The 16,383-nt window shown below is 58.9% G+C and carries 14 protein-coding genes and 1 tRNA gene; 5 read left to right on the plus strand and 10 right to left on the minus strand.

Annotated features, from left to right (window positions below):
* Nucleotides 1-158: 158 nt before the first annotated feature.
* Complete coding sequence (gene smpB / locus QD336_RS16275; protein WP_269344152.1) at nucleotides 159-641, minus strand: SsrA-binding protein SmpB; 483 nt, start codon at nucleotides 639-641, stop codon at nucleotides 159-161.
* A gap of 224 nt (nucleotides 642-865) precedes the next feature.
* Nucleotides 866-1,750 (minus strand): 4-hydroxy-tetrahydrodipicolinate synthase, encoded by an 885-nt coding sequence (gene dapA / locus QD336_RS16280; RefSeq protein ID WP_269344153.1) that lies wholly within the window; start codon nucleotides 1,748-1,750, stop codon nucleotides 866-868.
* 361 nt (nucleotides 1,751-2,111) lie between these two features.
* On the opposite strand from dapA, the gene QD336_RS16285 reads away from it, so the two are divergent.
* Nucleotides 2,112-4,184 (plus strand): lytic transglycosylase domain-containing protein, encoded by a 2,073-nt coding sequence (locus QD336_RS16285; RefSeq protein ID WP_499171368.1) that lies wholly within the window; start codon nucleotides 2,112-2,114, stop codon nucleotides 4,182-4,184.
* A 159-nt stretch (nucleotides 4,185-4,343) separates the two neighbouring features.
* Here the strand turns inward: QD336_RS16285 and QD336_RS16290 are convergent, their stop codons facing one another.
* From QD336_RS16290 to QD336_RS16300, 3 genes are all read right to left on the minus strand, one after another.
* On the minus strand, nucleotides 4,344-5,408 hold the full coding sequence (locus QD336_RS16290) for a porin (protein ID WP_499171369.1): 1,065 nt from the start codon (nucleotides 5,406-5,408) through the stop codon (nucleotides 4,344-4,346).
* Between the two features lie 572 nt (nucleotides 5,409-5,980).
* Entirely contained in the window at nucleotides 5,981-7,048 is a 1,068-nt protein-coding gene (locus QD336_RS16295) for a porin (protein WP_269344156.1), read from the minus strand.
* A gap of 631 nt (nucleotides 7,049-7,679) precedes the next feature.
* Nucleotides 7,680-7,770, minus strand: a tRNA-Ser gene (locus tag QD336_RS16300).
* Between the two features lie 161 nt (nucleotides 7,771-7,931).
* On the opposite strand from QD336_RS16300, the gene QD336_RS16305 reads away from it, so the two are divergent.
* Nucleotides 7,932-8,273 (plus strand): hypothetical protein, encoded by a 342-nt coding sequence (locus QD336_RS16305; protein WP_269344157.1) that lies wholly within the window; start codon nucleotides 7,932-7,934, stop codon nucleotides 8,271-8,273.
* 90 nt (nucleotides 8,274-8,363) lie between these two features.
* Nucleotides 8,364-8,540 carry a hypothetical protein gene (locus QD336_RS16310; protein ID WP_499171370.1) on the plus strand — a complete coding sequence of 59 codons (177 nt, stop codon included), beginning with the start codon at nucleotides 8,364-8,366 and terminating at the stop codon, nucleotides 8,538-8,540.
* A 1-nt stretch (nucleotide 8,541) separates the two neighbouring features.
* Here the strand turns inward: QD336_RS16310 and QD336_RS16315 are convergent, their stop codons facing one another.
* The gene (locus QD336_RS16315; RefSeq protein WP_499171371.1) at nucleotides 8,542-9,342 is read right to left on the minus strand and encodes an aldolase/citrate lyase family protein; all 801 of its coding nucleotides are present in this window, start codon (nucleotides 9,340-9,342) and stop codon (nucleotides 8,542-8,544) included.
* A gap of 7 nt (nucleotides 9,343-9,349) precedes the next feature.
* Nucleotides 9,350-10,567, minus strand: coding sequence for an NAD(P)/FAD-dependent oxidoreductase (locus QD336_RS16320; protein WP_499171372.1), 1,218 nt, complete (start codon nucleotides 10,565-10,567; stop codon nucleotides 9,350-9,352).
* Nucleotides 10,568-10,896: 329 nt separating this feature from the next.
* On the opposite strand from QD336_RS16320, the gene QD336_RS16325 reads away from it, so the two are divergent.
* On the plus strand, nucleotides 10,897-11,241 hold the full coding sequence (locus tag QD336_RS16325) for a hypothetical protein (protein WP_269344163.1): 345 nt from the start codon (nucleotides 10,897-10,899) through the stop codon (nucleotides 11,239-11,241).
* Between the two features lie 137 nt (nucleotides 11,242-11,378).
* Here the strand turns inward: QD336_RS16325 and QD336_RS16330 are convergent, their stop codons facing one another.
* Complete coding sequence (locus QD336_RS16330; protein ID WP_499171373.1) at nucleotides 11,379-12,572, minus strand: ZIP family metal transporter; 1,194 nt, start codon at nucleotides 12,570-12,572, stop codon at nucleotides 11,379-11,381.
* A complete protein-coding gene (locus QD336_RS16335) occupies nucleotides 12,572-13,711 on the minus strand; it encodes a multicopper oxidase domain-containing protein (RefSeq protein ID WP_269344166.1) in 1,140 nt (379 codons plus the stop codon). Before QD336_RS16335 ends, QD336_RS16330 begins: the two co-directional genes overlap by 1 nt.
* Nucleotides 13,712-14,075: 364 nt before the next feature.
* On the opposite strand from QD336_RS16335, the gene QD336_RS16340 reads away from it, so the two are divergent.
* Nucleotides 14,076-15,188: a pyridoxal phosphate-dependent aminotransferase gene (locus QD336_RS16340; RefSeq protein ID WP_499171374.1), complete on the plus strand. Its 1,113-nt coding sequence runs from the start codon at nucleotides 14,076-14,078 to the stop codon at nucleotides 15,186-15,188.
* 442 nt (nucleotides 15,189-15,630) lie between these two features.
* On the opposite strand, the gene QD336_RS16345 is transcribed toward QD336_RS16340, so the two are convergent.
* The gene (locus QD336_RS16345) at nucleotides 15,631-15,894 is read right to left on the minus strand and encodes an SEL1-like repeat protein (protein WP_080825472.1); all 264 of its coding nucleotides are present in this window, start codon (nucleotides 15,892-15,894) and stop codon (nucleotides 15,631-15,633) included.
* Nucleotides 15,895-16,383: the final 489 nt, after the last annotated feature.

Below are 16,383 nucleotides of genomic sequence, written 5' to 3' on the forward strand. Positions count from 1 at the left end.
CCCGGCCTCGAGCCGGAATCCAGCCAGCCCAAGTCCTTGGGCTGAATAAACCCTTCTTACGGCGCAGACGCGCCGTGACTGGATGCCGGATCTAGTCCGGCAGACGGAGGGAAGATGCGAGAGCGCAGTAACMCCCCCTCCCCGCCACTCACTGCGACTTAGGCCGCCCCACCCTTCAAGAGCCGCGACTTCTGCCGGTTCCAGTCGCGTTCCTTCTCGGTCTCGCGCTTGTCGTGCAGCTTCTTGCCCTTGGCGAGCGCCAGTTCCAGCTTCGCACGGCCCTTATCGTTGAAGTAGACCTTCAGCGGCACCAGCGTCATGCCTTCGCGGTTGATGCCGGCGCGCAGGCGGTTGATCTCTCGCTTGTTCAAAAGCAGCTTGCGGCGGCGGCGCGGCTCGTGGTTGAAGCGGTTGGCCTGCAGATATTCCGGCAGGTGGGAATTGATGAGCCAGATCTCATCGCCCTCGTCCGAGGCATAGGACTCGGCGATATTCGCCTTGCCTTCGCGCAGCGACTTGACCTCGGTGCCGGTCAGCACCAGCCCCGCCTCATAGGTGTCGATGATTTCGTAGTTGAAGCGAGCCTTGCGGTTTTCCGCAACGATCTTGTTCACCACGCGCTGGCTGCCTTTGGGGGCCATGATCTTTTAATCCCTTGTTTTTCTTATTGCGCCCGCAGCCTTTCGGCCGGAGCGGTTTTCGATATGTCGTTCTTGCTTTTCCGCATGTCCTTATCCCAAAACCGGTGCTCACTTTTGGGATACATGCTCTATTTAGTATCGTCGCCGCAAAAAGAAAAGGCGCGCCGAACGGCTTCTGTCTCGAAGCGGTCCATGGCGCGCCTTCAGGGCTTTTCAGGCCTGTCTCAGTTCATCAGGCCGGCATGTTTCAGCGCCGCATCGATCGCCGCTTCCGTTGCCGGTTCCAGCGTGCTCATCAGGGGCGAACGAACCCGGCGGTTGCCGCCGCGCGTCTTCGACAGCGCATATTTCGTGCCGCAGACACCGGGCTCCATGAAGATCGCCTTGTGCAGCGGCATCAGGCGATCCTGATAATCCAGCGCCTTGGCGTAATCACCGGCCAGCATCGCCGCCTGGAATTCCGCACAGAGGCGCGGTGCGACATTGGCGGTGACCGAAATGCAGCCAACGCCACCATGGGCGTTGAAACCGAGCGCCGTGCCATCCTCGCCCGAAAGCTGGATGAAATCCTTGCCGCAGGAAATGCGCTGTTCGGAAACGCGGTCGAGCTTGCCGGTCGCATCCTTCACGCCAACAATGTTCTTATGCGCCTTGACCAGCGCGCCCATGGTTTCCGGCGACATATCCACCACCGAGCGCGGCGGGATATTGTAGATGACGATCGGCAGTCTCACCGCTTCGGCAACCGCGGAAAAATGGGCAAACAGGCCCTTCTGGGTCGGCTTGTTGTAATAGGGGGTGACGACCAGCAGCGCATCCGCGCCGGCTTCCTGCGCATGCAGGGCAAGCTCGATCGCTTCATCGGTATTGTTGGAGCCAGCACCCGCGATGACCGGAACCCGTTTCGCCGCTACCTCGATGCACAGTTCAACGACCCGTTTGTGTTCGTCGTGGGAAAGCGTCGGGGATTCCCCCGTCGTGCCCACGGGCACAAGGCCGTTGCTGCCTTCGGCGATCTGCCATTCCACATGGGCGGCAAAGGCCTGTTCGTCCACGGCGCCGTTGTCCGTGAACGGGGTAATGAGGGCGGGAATAGATCCCTTGAACATGCAAAGCTCCTGGCGCCGAGCCGGTTCATGCTTCGGCCGCATTCGATGGTTAAAACCGGCACACATTAGTGCCAGCCCTTGGCGCCGACAAGCGCAAAGGCAGCCTATTTTGTCCGAAATTGTCGGAAGTGTGACAGTCTTTGCACCGTGATCGGCAGGCATGAAAAGCAAGTGCCGAAAAGAAACGTCGCTCGCGGGCCGGTGAATAAAAGTTGATTGAATTGCAAGGCGGCCATTAAGATTTCATTAAGCCTGAAATCCCAAGATTTCCAGGTGGGACTTGCGACCGTTTCGGCAATCCCGCTGCAATGAAGCGATATTACAAGAAAGTCGGCAACTCCATTACACGATGAAGAACGGCATGAAAAAGACAGTCTGGGGATTGATGGCGGCGGGTCTTGCCGCAACAGTGTGGAATGCGCTGGCCGGGCCGCTGCCTGAGGGTGCGGCGCCCCTTCCCTATGTCAAGCCGAATGCGCCGACCGTTCCGGCCTTCATGCCGGCCTCGCCCGAGATCACCGGCGCGATACCGCGCCTCAACCGCCCCGATGATACCAGCCAGTTGAAGGCCGGCCTCGACGCGCTTTCCAGCCGCGACGCGGCCCGGGCGATTGCCCTGCGCAACACCATGCCGACCGGCAGCCTCGACAGGCATATTCTCTCCTGGGCAATCGCCGTTTCCGGCCAGAAGGATGTGCCTTCCACCGAGATCGCCGCCGCCCAGCGGGAGCTTTCCGGCTGGCCGGGTGCGGCCACCCTGCGAGCCAATTCCGAAAAAGCGCTCTACCGCGAGGATCCGGCGGCCGCGCAGGTGCTTTCAGCCTTCGGCAGCAGTCGCCCGGAAACGGCGGAAGGAACCGTCGTGCTTGCCAAGGCGCTTGCCTCCTCCGGTAAAATGGCAGAATCCCAGAACCTCATTCGCCAGCTCTGGGTCAGCGAAGGCATGGACAAGGACATGGAAGACCGTGTGCTTGCCGAATTTCCTGCCTATCTGACGCCCGCTGATCACAAGGCGCGCATGGATTATCTGATGTACCGCAGCCGCATCAGCCAGGCGAAGCGTTTCGGCGATCTCGGCAAGGCGCAGTCGCTTTATAATGCCTGGGCGGCCGTGCTGCAGCGCTCCGCCAATGCCGGCGCATTGCTCGGCAAGGTCGACGCCTCCTGGCGCAGCGATCCGACCTATCTCTTCGCGCGCATCGAGAACCTGCGCAACCAGCAAAAATACACGGAAGCTGCCGTCCTCCTCCGGCAGGCGCCGAAGGAGGCAGCCAGGCTTCTCAATCCCGGCGAATGGTGGAACGAACGACGCATCATCGCACGCGGCGTCGCCGATCTCGGCGATTTTGCCGAGGCCTATCGCATCGTCGCCAATCATTCGGCCACCTCTTCCGTGGATATCGCCGATGCCGAGTTCCACGCAGGCTGGTATGCGCTGCGGGCGCTGCGCGATCCGGCGGCCGCTTCGCGCCACTTCAATACATTGCTGCAAACCTCGAACCGCCCGCTTTCGGCTTCCCGTGCCTATTATTGGCTCGGTCGGACGGCGGAAGCCGGCGGGCCCGGCAATGCCCGTGATTTCTTCACCAAGGCGGCAGCCCATCCCGGCACATTTTATGGCCAGCTTGCCGCCGCGCGAATCGGCGCCAAAACGCTGAATGTGACCTACCCGAACCCCAGCAATGAAGACCGGGACCGTTTCGCCGGCCGCGAGGCGGTGCGCGCCATCGACCGGCTGGAGGCGGCTGGATACGGCTGGCGTGCCGACAGCCTTTACCGGTCGCTTGCCGAACAGCTCGACAGCCCCGGCGAACTTGCCATTCTGGCAGCACGTGCGGAAGGTACCGGCAACCACCAGGTTTCGCTGCAGATCGGCAAGACCGCCTTCAGTCGTGGCATCGATGCGGCAGCCCTCGCCTATCCGCTCGGCGTCATTCCGGCCAGCGCCAATATTGCTGGCTCCGGCAAGGCGCTTGCTTATGCCATCGCCCGGCAGGAAAGCGCCTTCAACCCGGCCGCCATCTCCGCCGCCAATGCCCGCGGCCTGCTGCAATTGCTGCCCGGAACGGCCAAGGGCGTAGCCGGACGCCACGGCCTGCCCTACACGCAGGCAATGCTGACGACGGATGCGGGCTACAACGCCACGCTCGGCGCGCATTATCTCGGTGAGCAGATCGACAGCTTCGGCGGTTCCTATATCCTCACCTTCATCGCCTATAATGCCGGGCCAAAGCGCGTGCCGGAATGGATCTCCCGTTATGGCGACCCGCGCGGCAAGCCGATCGATGAAGTGGTCGACTGGATCGAGCGCATCCCCTTCCCTGAAACACGCAATTACGTGCAGCGGGTGATGGAGAATTATCAGGTCTACAAGACACGGCTCGGACAACAGGCCGACATCGTCGATGACCTGCGCCACGGGCGCGCAGGGTAAAGGCCGGAACTCACCGTCCGATCATCGTCAGAGCATTCAGGCACCGGCTGGCCCGGTGCTTTTTTATTGTCATTACCTGACAAAGCAGCTTTCCGCCTTGCAAAAGAAAAACCCCGGCATTTCTGCCGGGGTTTCCATCACTGACAATGTCAGATCAGATTAGAACGAACGCTGAAGGCGAACGAAACCGGTCCACTGGTCGCCAGCGCCGCTGTCAACACCTTCGGTGCCGTCAACGTCCTGGTAGTTAACAGCAACCTTGGTAGCGAGGCCCTGCGTGATCTGGTAGTCAAGCGTTACGCCAGCGCGCCATGCGTCGCGATCGCCAACGAAGTCGTTGTCAGCGCCGATATCAACCGTACCGAAGTACTGTGCACCGGGGGTGATGGTCAGCTTGTCAGTTGCCTTGATTGCGTATTCAGCAGCAACAGTCCACTCAGACTCTTCGTAGTAAGAGTTTGCACCGGAAGCCCATGCGCCGGAAAGGCCGAACGTGCCCGGACCGATGTCAGCCGTGACGATTGCACGGATTGCACCGTTTTCCTGGTCCGTGTCGTAAGAACCAAGCAGGTTTGCGCTAACTGCACCGAACTTCGCACCGATGATACCGCTGATACCAACGTTGTTCGGGCCTTCGATGAAGCCACCCTTGGTAATGCCGAGGTTCGAAACGCTGTCAAGCGCGGTTTCCAGTTCTTCAACCGAGATACCTGCATAGAAGGAGCCGGCATCGTAGGTGTAACGCAGAGCGTTCGAACGGGTGGAGTTCGAAGACAGGATGTCGGTTTCGCCGGAGAGATCGTCATCCCACCAGGTGTACATGTAACCGACCTTCAGGCCGCCGAGTTCGATGAAGGCCTGGTCAACGTTGACGCCACGGTTGCTGTCGTTGTCAGCCTGACCGCGCAGACCGATGAAGCCACGCAGAGCGCCGAGCTCGGTGTCGGTGCGGGTGTCGATTTCGAACTGAGCGCGCGTGAACGAATCCCAGTCAGACGTGCCGGACTGGTTACGGCCGAAGTCGGTCTGGAAACGGATGTAACCGCCGAACTTCAGGCAGGTTTCGGTGCCGGGGATGTAGAAGAAGCCGGTGCCGAAAGCGTCGCAAACGCGAACGTATTCCAGGGGCTCAGGCTCAGCAGCGACGATAGCGTCGGCAGCGTGAGCGCCGGATACTGCTGCGAGAGCTGCAGCGGAGCCGATGAGAAGGCTCTTGATGTTCATGGTTGACCTCCAGTCAAACGCTTAATCTTCTAAGCAGCGGGTGGGAAAGCACTTACAAATGCGTGCCGCTTATGGAGATGATTAGAGCCAAAACCGGCCGGACAGGCAATCGTAATCATGACAGAAGGAAGACAGTAAGGTGTCCTTAGTTTCTCATTGTTGCGAAATAGCTACAATTCTAATCGACCGGACCCCATTCCTTAAAAAACCGTTAATAAATAATGCTTTTCAAACACTTAACGAGCAGAACCGCTAGCCTGGCAGCCTAAAGCCAATCCCTTCTCCAAAATCCTGACACAACCGGGCCATGAGAAATTGTCCAAAAGACGATTGCAGCGCCTGAGACTCAGCCCTTCGTCCACACCAAGAGAATCAATCCGCGGAGCAACTCTTGCGGCTTCCAGTGTGAGTTTCCCCTGATAGCGAATCACCAGACGAACGGCAGCCAGATCGCAAAACCGGGCGAAGCATCGATCCGTGCGCCGATACTGCTTTGCGCCATAGTCGGCATTGCAAAAGAAAAACCCCGGCATTTCTGCCGGGGTTTCCATCACTGACAATGTCAGATCAGATTAGAACGTGCGCTGAAGGCGAACGAAACCAACCCAGCTGTCGCCAGCGCCGGTGTCAACACCTTCGGTGCCGTCGACGTCCTGGTAGTTAACCGAAACGAGCGTGGAGAGGCCCTGGGTGATCTTGTAGCCAACAGCTACACCAGCGCGCCATGCGTCGCGGTCGCCAACGAACTGGTTGTCAGCACCGATGTCGATCGTACCGAAGTACTGGAAGCCGGGGGTGATGGTCAGCTTGTCGGTTGCCTTGATTGCGTATTCAGCAGCAACAGTCCACTCGGACTCTTCGTAGTAGCTGTTTGCGCCAGAAGCCCAAACGCCGGAGAGGCCAAGGGTGCCCGGGCCGATGTCAGCCGTTACGATACCACGGATTGCGCCTTCTTCCTGGTCGGTGTCGTAACCGCCGAGGATGTTAGCGTTTACGCCGCCGAACTTGGCACCAACGATAGCGGAGATGCCAACGTTGTTCGGGCCTTCGAACGAGCCGCCCTTTGCGAAGTCGCTGGAGATGTTGGAGGAGCCGCGCTGGCCTTCCAGTTCTTCAACAGCAACGCCAACGTAGAACGAGCCAGCGTCGTAGGTGTAACGGATAGCGTTCAGGCGGGTAACGTTCGAAGAAAGGCTATCAACTTCGCCGGAGAGACCGTCGTCCCACCAGTTGTAGTAGTAACCGACCTTCAGGCCGCCGAGTTCGATGAAGGCCTGGTCAACAACAACGCCACGGTTGCTGTCGTTGTCAGCCTGACCGCGGAAACCGATGTAGCCGCGCAGAGCGCCGAGCTCGGTGTCGGTGCGGGTGTCGATGTTGAACTGAGCGCGCGTGAACGAATCCCAGTCAGACGTGCCGGACTTGTTGCGGCCGAAGTCGGTCTGGAAACGGATGTAACCGTCGAACTTCAGGCAGGTTTCGGTGCCGGGGATGTAGAAGAAGCCGGTGCCGAAAGCGTCGCAAACGCGAACGTATTCCAGGGGCTCAGGCTCAGCAGCGACGATAGCGTCGGCAGCGTGAGCGCCGGATACTGCTGCGAGAGCCGCAGCGGAGCCGATCAGAAGGCTCTTGATGTTCATGGTTGACCTCCAGTCAAAGTTTTTAAGTGGGTCTGGGTACTTTCGCTGAAGGACAGCATTCCCTGCCCCATTCCCGTGTTCTTAGAAGCCAAACGATCCACCGCCTCGCTTCTGGTGGTGAAAATACAAAAGGTTTCGCCGCTTGCAATCGCCAACATCCGATAAATAGCATTTACGTATATGCTTCATTTCGGTTTGTTGCGGAAACAACACACAGCGCCCCGCCGGCCGATTGCGGCTTTTACAATGTGTTAAGAATTCCCTTGAAAATCCGTTAGTTAGTTGAGTTAACAAGGTCTTTCTAAACTACCGGCGTTTTCGGCCATCCCTTGCTCTGTCATTCGAAGATGTGGGAATTTTTTGCTTTGATCTATCCCGTCCCGAGGCACAACACAGATGCGCATGCGAGGAAACCGCGGGAAAAGCTCTTTCGGCCCCGGACTGATTCACCGGGCAACGATTCGACGGGCCGGACAGATCGGTGATTTGGCAAATTGATTTGCCTTCAGCAAACCCACCGCGCGGACACCACAAGGCATCGCAGTCGAGCCATATTCGACGTCGCCGGGGGAAGCCAGCGGCCGGGCTACTGACGTGTGGTGTTTCAATCTGTGGGGATAAACTTGGCAAGTGGCGGAGAGGATGGGATTCGAACCCACGATACGCTTTTGACGTATACTCCCTTAGCAGGGGAGCGCCTTCGACCACTCGGCCACCTCTCCGGTGCGGCCTGATTATTGCGTAAAAAAAATGAATGCAAGGCTTTTTCGCCAATAAGCCGAAAAAGCTGTTGGCGGAACATGGTTCCGTGAAACTTTGCGGGCTTTCGGGAACTTCTTCACCCACCGGGCGTTCTGGCTTCGGTAACAAAAGAGGTGTTCTAATGGCTCAGACCAAACTGAATGTTGTCGAAGACACGATCGAAAACCAGATTGCCGAGCTGCGCTCGCAAATTGCGTCGCTCTCCAAATCCGTCTCCGCCCGCGCGGAGGGCGTCAGCGAGGATGCGTCAGAATTTCTGGACGAGGCACGCGGCCGCGTTCGCAAGGCCGCGCATAATGTCCGCGCCCAGGGCCAGAACGTGGTGGAAGCCGTCAAGGAAAATCCGGGCACGGCAACTTCGTTGCTGACGATCGTCGGCGCACTCGGTTTTGCGATCGGTTATGCGGTCGGCACGAGCACCCAGCAGAGCTCGTCCAACAGCAGCCTGTATCGCTGGCGCTGATCGCCATATAGATTGAAAGTCAGGCAAGGCGGGTCATTCCTGCCTTGCCTTTGCCTATGGGTTTGAAGCGCTATGAAAATGGGGGTGGATATGCGGTTCAGTGACGATCTTGAAACGGCATTGTCGGATTTTGCGAGAGATCACGACTTGGACAGGGATGAAGCCATCCAGCGCATCATTCGCGCCGCCCTTATCAACACCGGCTATCTCGCCTCCGGCGAAGAAGGCATTCCGCCGGAAAAGCTGAACGCCAGCAACGACGATTGAATCAATAACCCGACCGGGATGGCTGCGGTGCCGCTCCGCCCTTGTAACGGGCCGAGAGCGCGCGAAGCGTATTGGCGAATTCCGTGACATCGGCACCGACCGCCACGAAGGACGCGCCGAGCTCGAGATAACGGCGATTATAGGTTTCATTAAAGGTCAGAATACCGGCAGCCTTGCCAGCCGCGACGATCTTGACGATCGCTGCTTCGATCACGGCCTGCACCTCCGGCTCGTCGATCCGGCCGAGATGCCCCATGTCGGCGGCGAGATCGGCCGGGCCGATGAAAACGCCGTCCACGCCATCCACCGCAAGAATATTGTCGAGATCATCGATCGCCGCCCGCGTTTCGGCCTGCACCAGCAGGCAGACGCCATCGGAAGCGCTGTCGGCATAATCGGCGATGGTGTTGAACGCCGATGCGCGGGCCACGGCAGCACCCATGCCGCGAATGCCACGCGGCGGATAATGCATGGCGCTGACCAGATTTCTGGCCTCATCAGCCGAATCGACCATCGGCACGAGGAGCGTGCGTGCGCCCGCATCCAGCAGCTGCTTGATCATCCAGCTTTCACCGACGGGCACGCGCACCACCGGCTCGGCCGGCGACGTGGCAAGCGCCCGCAGCTGGTCGATGATGCTGCGCAGATCGTTCGGCCCATGCTCCCCGTCGATCACCAGCCAGTCGAAACCCGCAGTGCCGGCGATTTCCGCCGTGATGGCCTCGCCCATGTCGAGCCAGAGGCCAATCTGCGGTTTGCCCGCATGGATGGCGGTTTTGAAACGGTTTTCGGGAGCGGGCATGATATCCTCAGGAAAGCAGTAATTTCAGATCGGCGGTAGCGTCCGCCAGGATGGCACGATCCGGCTCCGCGCCGGTATCGAGCAGTTTTTTGCCGGCGACATAGGCCTTGGCATCATTGACGGCATCGACCGCCACGAATCGCCCGTCGCGGAAATACCAGACGGACCAGCTGCCTTCACGCGCACCGGGCCTCAGCATCGTTTCGTCATAACCGAGGTTGAAGCCGGCAATTTGCAGCTTCGTGTCATATTGATCCGACCAGAACCAGGGTTTCGCCTCATAGGCGGTTTCGGTGCCGGCCAGCACGGCAGCGGTGCACTCAGCCTGATCGACGGCATTCTGTACCGATTCGAGACGTACATGCTGGCCGCGCCACGGCAACATGGCGCAATCGCCGACGGCATGAATGTCTGGATCGGATGTACGGGTATAGTGGTCCACCACGATGCCATTGCCGACATCGAGGCCCGATTCGCGGGCAAGCCGGTCATTCGGCGTCACGCCGATGCCGACGATGACAAAATCGACATCAAGCGTCGAACCGTCGGAAAGTTCGGCAGCGGCCACCCGGCCATCCATGCCGACAAGGCGCACGAGGCCGGTCTTTTCGCGGATGGAGACGCCCTGGGCCTGATGGATGGCGCGCATGATATCGGCGGTTTCCTTCGCCGCCACGCGCTGCAGAATTCGGTCGGCCATTTCGATCAGCGTCACCTCAAGGCCGAGCTTGCGGGCAACCGCCGCTGCCTCGAGGCCGATATAACCGCCGCCGATCACCAGCAGCCTGCGCCCCGGCTTCATCTCCTCCATCAGCCGGTCGGCATCGCGCTTGTCACGAACCGTCAATACCCCTTCCAGATCGCCACCGATGCTGGCGGGCAAAAGACGGGGTGCCGCCCCGGTCGCCAGCACCAGCTTGTCGTAGGAAAGCGTGCTGCCATCCTGCGTGCGCACGGTTTTCGCAGTACGGTCAATCTCCTCCACCCAAGTGGAGAGCCGGATATCGACATTATGCTCCGCATACCATTCTTCAGGGCGGAACATCAGCCGGTCGAAGCTCATCTCGCCGAGAAGGTATTTTTTGGAGAGCGGCGGCCGCTGGTAGGGATAGGCATCCTCGGAGCCGATGATGGTGATGGGGCGCTCGTCCTTCAGCGCCCGAAGCTTCGACGCCAGCGCGAAAGCGGCCTGCCCCGCCCCGACGATTACCAGCCTTCCCGTCACAGTCCACTCCCAGAAGAATCACGAAGCGCCGATCCTGCCGCACTTCGCGAAGCCATATTGCAGGGATCAGGCGTAACGCCAAGTACGGCTCCAGTCAACCGCGCAGCGACACCAGCCCTGTGCAAGCGTGACACATTATCTGCATAGGCTGCGGCGCCGCTGCAACCGCAGGGAGCCGAACGCATTTTCACGAGTGGAAACATCGGCTTCCCCACGGAAGATTGGTCGAGATCGACACAGACTAGAGAGAATTGCGCGGATTTCCTTCATGTACTGGCAAGGAAGCCGCGTTAAAATCGACACCAAGAGAGGCAATCCGGGAGGTTGTCATGGCTTTACATATGGATCCCCGTCAGAGCGTCCCGCAGGACGAGATGTACGAGAAATTTCAGATCGACCGACCCGGCAAGATCACCTTCATCGGGCATCATCTCAGCGCCAGGAACACCATGCGCTGCCTGGTGCGCACCATTTCCCTCTATGGCGCGGAACTGGATGTGAACCCCGAACTGGAAATGCCGGCCAATTTCTATCTGGAGATTCTCGGCATTCGCGATGAGATCGGCTGCACGCTGATCCGCCGGGAGGAAGAAAAGGTCACCATCGGTTTCAACATGCTGATCGATGCGGAATTCCTGCACCATGTAAGGCGTCTCAGCTTCGAGACATCGTGACGGTCACCACAAAACCGCGGTTCGAGGAATGAGAATGCGAAGCGGCGTAACCGCCACTTCGCTGTATCGATTGTCGCCCTGCTCTTCCGGTTGACTTCGATCTCCACCAAAGGCCGAAAGGATGAGGGCGTTCGCCATCATAACTTCACGATTGTCGCGGTGGCGTACATGAACATTATTCCCGCTCCGAGGCCACCAAGGACTGCGGGAGACAGGGACAGAGATGTGAAGTTCCGCGCGTTGGTGCGAACCATGTAGGCCGAAACCTCGACGATCACCTGGAGGATGGCTCCGGCCCCGATAGCCAGCGCGAAGGCCGTCCATTGCGGCGCATAGGCGAGACTGCCGAGCCACATGCCAAGCACCGTCGGGCCGCCGGCCAGAAGGGTCAATCCGGCGAATACCCACAATGATGGCCGCTTTTTCAGGATCGGCGCAGCAATGCCGATGCCTTCGGTGATGTTGTGAATGGCAAAGCCGAGCACGAGGAAAGCGCCGAGACCCGCAGAGCCAGCGGCAAAGGCCGCGCCTATCGCCAGCCCCTCGCCGAAATTATGCAGGCCGATGCCGAGTGCTATGTAAGTCGCGAGCGCCAGCCCCGTGGGCGTGCCGTGCCGGCGGCCGACCGCCATCAGGATCAGGAAGGCCGCAAAGGCCCCAAGCACCACCATCACCCGTCCCTGAAACAGCGCGGCCGTCGCACCGGCGATTTCCAGCGCCTCTTCCGTCATGTCGATGAGAAGATAAAGCAGCAGGCCGATCGTCAACGCCAGGAGGAAATTCATGCCGCCCTGACCGACATTGCGCAGGGCAGGATAAAACATCAAGCCGATGGCGACGGGCACGACGCCGACAATGATGCCGACCATTGCCTGTGCCCACAATTGTCCGGCTGTCGCCGTGGGAGTGGGTACGGCCACGGCGATTTCATGCTCAAAGCTTACCCCCGAACCGGTCATGACTGTGACGGCATGGGTATCGGCGAGATTCCACGGAAAATCGATATTGAGCCAGGCCGTCGAACCCCTTGGAATTTCCCCCGGAGGCGACTGGGTGAATGTCCAGTAGGCAGAGTCCACCTGTATCTGGGCGATCGTCATCGGCTCTGAACCGCCGGCGCGAACCAGCAATTGTAGACCCTTGTCGTTGATGACGGTGCGCTCGAAGGTGAGATTTTCGATGGGGGGCGCGCCATTATTGAGCCGCGCCACCGGATTGGCAGTAAAAATCCAGGCGATGGCGGCGGCCAGCGCCAGAAGCGGCAGGATGATCCAGACAAGATTGAGGCCGGAGCGGGCAGATGCGGTTGTATTCGTTTCCAGGACATTCATCACAGCGACTCCACGACGTCGAACATGCCCATCCAGCCGAGTTCGGTGAATTCAGTCTGGTGAGGGTGGAACATATAAAGACCGGGCTCATGCTCGGCGAAGGTAAACTCCAGAATGCCACGTTCAGCCTGGCACTGGGTGATGAGGTCGACGGTCCGCAATGTCGGCGTCAGCGTCGTTCCCTGATTGAAATAGTTGAAGAAATTACCATGGAGATGGAACGAGTTGATCGGATCGAATTCAAGCACATTGATGAGATAGATGCGCACCGGCTTTGAGCGGAGAATTTTGATCGGCTTTTTGGCATAGGCATGCGCGACGGTGTTGACGGCGTAGAACTCGTTCTCCTCGTCGAAATTGGTGTCGAATGCGTTCGACACCATCACCATTTCCTGCCAGTCCGCATTTTCGGGCGTGCCGAGCAGGCGTGAGCGTGCGACATCGGCATGTTCGGGATGCCGGTCCGGATCCGGATCGATGATGAAGGCGCCATACATGCCCTTGTGCATGTGCCGGCGCAGCGGCACGTTATGGCAATGATAAAGGTGGCAACCAAAGGGTTTGGCGTCGAATTCGTAAGTGAATTCGCCGCCCGGATCGACCATACCCGGCGTGCCGGGAATGCCATCCATGCGTGCCGAATGGATGCCGTGAAAGTGAAGGGAATGCGGGTGGGAGCCGTAATTCTTGAAATTCACCCGGATACGGTCGCCCTCCTTGGCGCGCAGGGTCGGCCCCGGTACACGGCCATTATAGGTCCAGGCCGGAAAAACGACACCGGGCGCAACCTCGATGTCCTTGTCTTCGCCAGTAATCTCGAAGGTGCGAAGGGTGCGGCCGTCGGCGGTGCGTTCCACCGTGCCGGTCTCCCAATCCGCCAGCATAATGTGAGGGTCGAAACCATTGGTTTGCGGATCGACCTCTCCGACCGTCATCATCGATCCATGCGCGCCGTGGGCTGGTGTCGCGCCATTCGCCGCGGCGGAGGCCGTCTTTGTCGCGTGGCCTGAATGCGTTGTCTGGCCGGAAGCGTTCGTTGCCAGAAACGCTCCCCCGCTTGCGGCGACCAGCCCACCGGCAAGCAGCCCTCTGCGGCTGACCAATTCGCTCACGGGTTGCGTTGGTGACTTCTTCTCCATTTGGGACTTTCTTTCCGTGTTTATCTCTTGTGGCGGCGAGTGTCGTGAAAACCGACGATTTCGTTCGCCTTGTTGCTAATAAGAATTACTTGCAAAATATAATTACATCATCACCCGATTCATATTCTGCAATTAGGAATTAATTGCAACAAGGTTTTGCGGAAAGAACGGAATATCACCGCCGTCGATCGCTTCCCCGCGAGGGTCTTCCAGCCGAACTGCTCGATTTTCCACGCAGCGGCACTACAACAGGGGCGCAAATTCCGGCATGCAGGGGTTCCCAAACCGTCGGAAATCTGACCCATTGTGACAAACTGGGCCTTTGATCAGGACCGGCCTTTCCAACCGCATATCGGATTTAACAATGTCAGCCTTTTCTCGCCTCACGCCGCTTGCCGTCTCACTTCCTTCAACCGTTCCTTTCGTTGGCCCGGAAGCCATCGAGCGCAGCCGGGGCCTCAAGGTGGAAGCGCGAATCGGCGCCAATGAAAGCGGCTTCGGCCCCGCCCCTTCCGTGCTTCTGGCCATGCGCGATGCGGCGGCAGACACCTGGATGTACAGCGATCCGGAAAATTTCGAACTGAAGGAAGCGCTCGCCATCCACCACGGCGTTGCACGCGGCAATATTGCTGTTGGCGGCGGGGTTGATGGATTGTTGGGCGAGATCGCCCGGCTGATCATTGAACCGGGCACGCCTGTCGTCACCTCGTTTGGCGGCTATCCCACCTTCAATTACCATGTGAACGGTTTTGGCGGAAAACTCGTCACCACGCCCTATGTCGACGATCATGAAAATCTGGACGGGCTTCTCGATCTCGTCATCCGGGAAAATGCGCCGCTCGTCTATTTCGCCAATCCCGACAATCCGATGGGAAGCTGGTGGGAGGCAAGCGAAGTCGTCGCCTTCGCCCGCGCATTGCCGGAAACCTGCCTGCTCATTCTGGACGAGGCCTATTGTGAAACCGCGCCTGCCAGTGCCGTGCCGGCCATCGATGCGCTGATCGGCCAGCCGAATATCCTGCGCATGCGCACCTTCTCGAAAGCCTATGGATTGGCTGGCGCGCGCGTGGGTTATGCCATCGGCACGCTCGGCAATGTCGAAGCCTTCGACAAGATCCGCAACCATTTCGGCATGGCGCGCATTTCGGTCGCCGGTGCCCTGGCGGCACTCAAGGATCAGGCCTATCTCAATGAGGTGGTCGGCAAGATTTCCGATGCCCGCGATCGTATTTCCACGATCGCCCGCAATAACGGCCTTTCGCCGCTGCCCTCCGCCACCAATTTCGTCACCATCGATTGCCACCGCGATGGCGCTTATGCGCGGGCCATCGTGGATGGGCTGATGGAACATGGCGTGTTCATCCGCATGCCGGGTGTGGCTCCGCTCAACCGCTGCATTCGTGTGAGCGCCGGCACCGCCGACAAGCTCGATCTTTTCGAGCAGGCGCTGCCGAAGGTTCTCAAGGCGCTGGGCTGATATTGAGTATCTTCCCGTCATTGCGGCCTTGAGCCGGAATCCAGCGCGATCAAGCCCTTGATCGCGAAAGACCCTTTCATGCCGCAGACGCGTCGTGGCTGGATGCCGGATCAGGTCCGGCATGACGAAGGAAGAAAGAAGCGATTCAAAAACCGCAGGTGCATGCCTGCCGTAGCGGGTTCATCCTCATTACAGGGTGATGCGAATGCGATTCAGCATCCTCCCGTAAACCTCTGCCCGCGAATCATTTTCCGGCAACGGAACTTCGCCAAACATAAGAAAACCGCGCCGGCCTTGTTCCTGCCGGTCGCGGTTTGATGTGTCAGCGCAAAAGCCCTTTTCAAGGCCCTCGCCGCATTCCCCTTCGGGTTTACTTTCCTTTGCACCGGTCATCGGGACTGGAGGGAACCGGACCGGAAATCTCAATGATGGCTTGGGTAAATCAGTGCATCGTCATCCAGTCGCGGGCGGCGCGCAGCGCTTCGGCCAGTTCCGCCTTCGTCATGTTGCGGGCGAGATCGGCGCGCAGTGAGGCGGCTCTTTCCGATCCGCGGATCGCGGCGATGTTGAGCCATTTGTGGGCCGCGATCAGGTCCACCTTGCAGCCCCGGCCGGTCGCATAGACCAGGCCGAGATTGCAAAGAGTGTCGGCGCGGGTTTCGCCACCGGCAGCCATTTCGATATCGCGAATTTCAAAGCGTGCCATCGTTTTTATCCCTGTCTTCTGCCTGTTTCATCATTCGCCTTCTTGTCGAGGCTATCGTCCAGACCTGCCGTCTTTTGCGGCTTTTTCGTCCTTCCGTCCGGCAGGTTTTCCCTGCGCTTTTGATGAGTTCACTATGCCACCGGGCTTTCAACGCTCGCTTAAAAGGCATGATTAATGCGCCGCAAACAAACTGCAAACGATTGGTAAAATTGGGTTTTTGTTAAATATCACGGACCGCGGAAATTAAGGACTTTGCGGCGAATTTTACGAAAGCTTTACAATTGGATTTAAACCCTTCCTTCACCACGATCAAAACTGCGATTTTCGAATTTCCCCTCTTCGGCTCTTTCCACATCTGCGAATACCGCCCCGCAGCCGCAAATTTCCTATTTCCTTTTACGTTAACGTAAAATAATATCCGCCCTGCCTGTCATGAGGATGAAACAGACACAGGATAGCGCGGTGTGAGGAGCAATCGTTGCGCCGCAA

Origin of the sequence: Rhizobium sp. BR 250, from assembly GCF_047445855.1 — a bacterium.
Classification (GTDB): Bacteria; Pseudomonadota; Alphaproteobacteria; order Rhizobiales; family Rhizobiaceae; genus Agrobacterium; species Agrobacterium tumefaciens_I.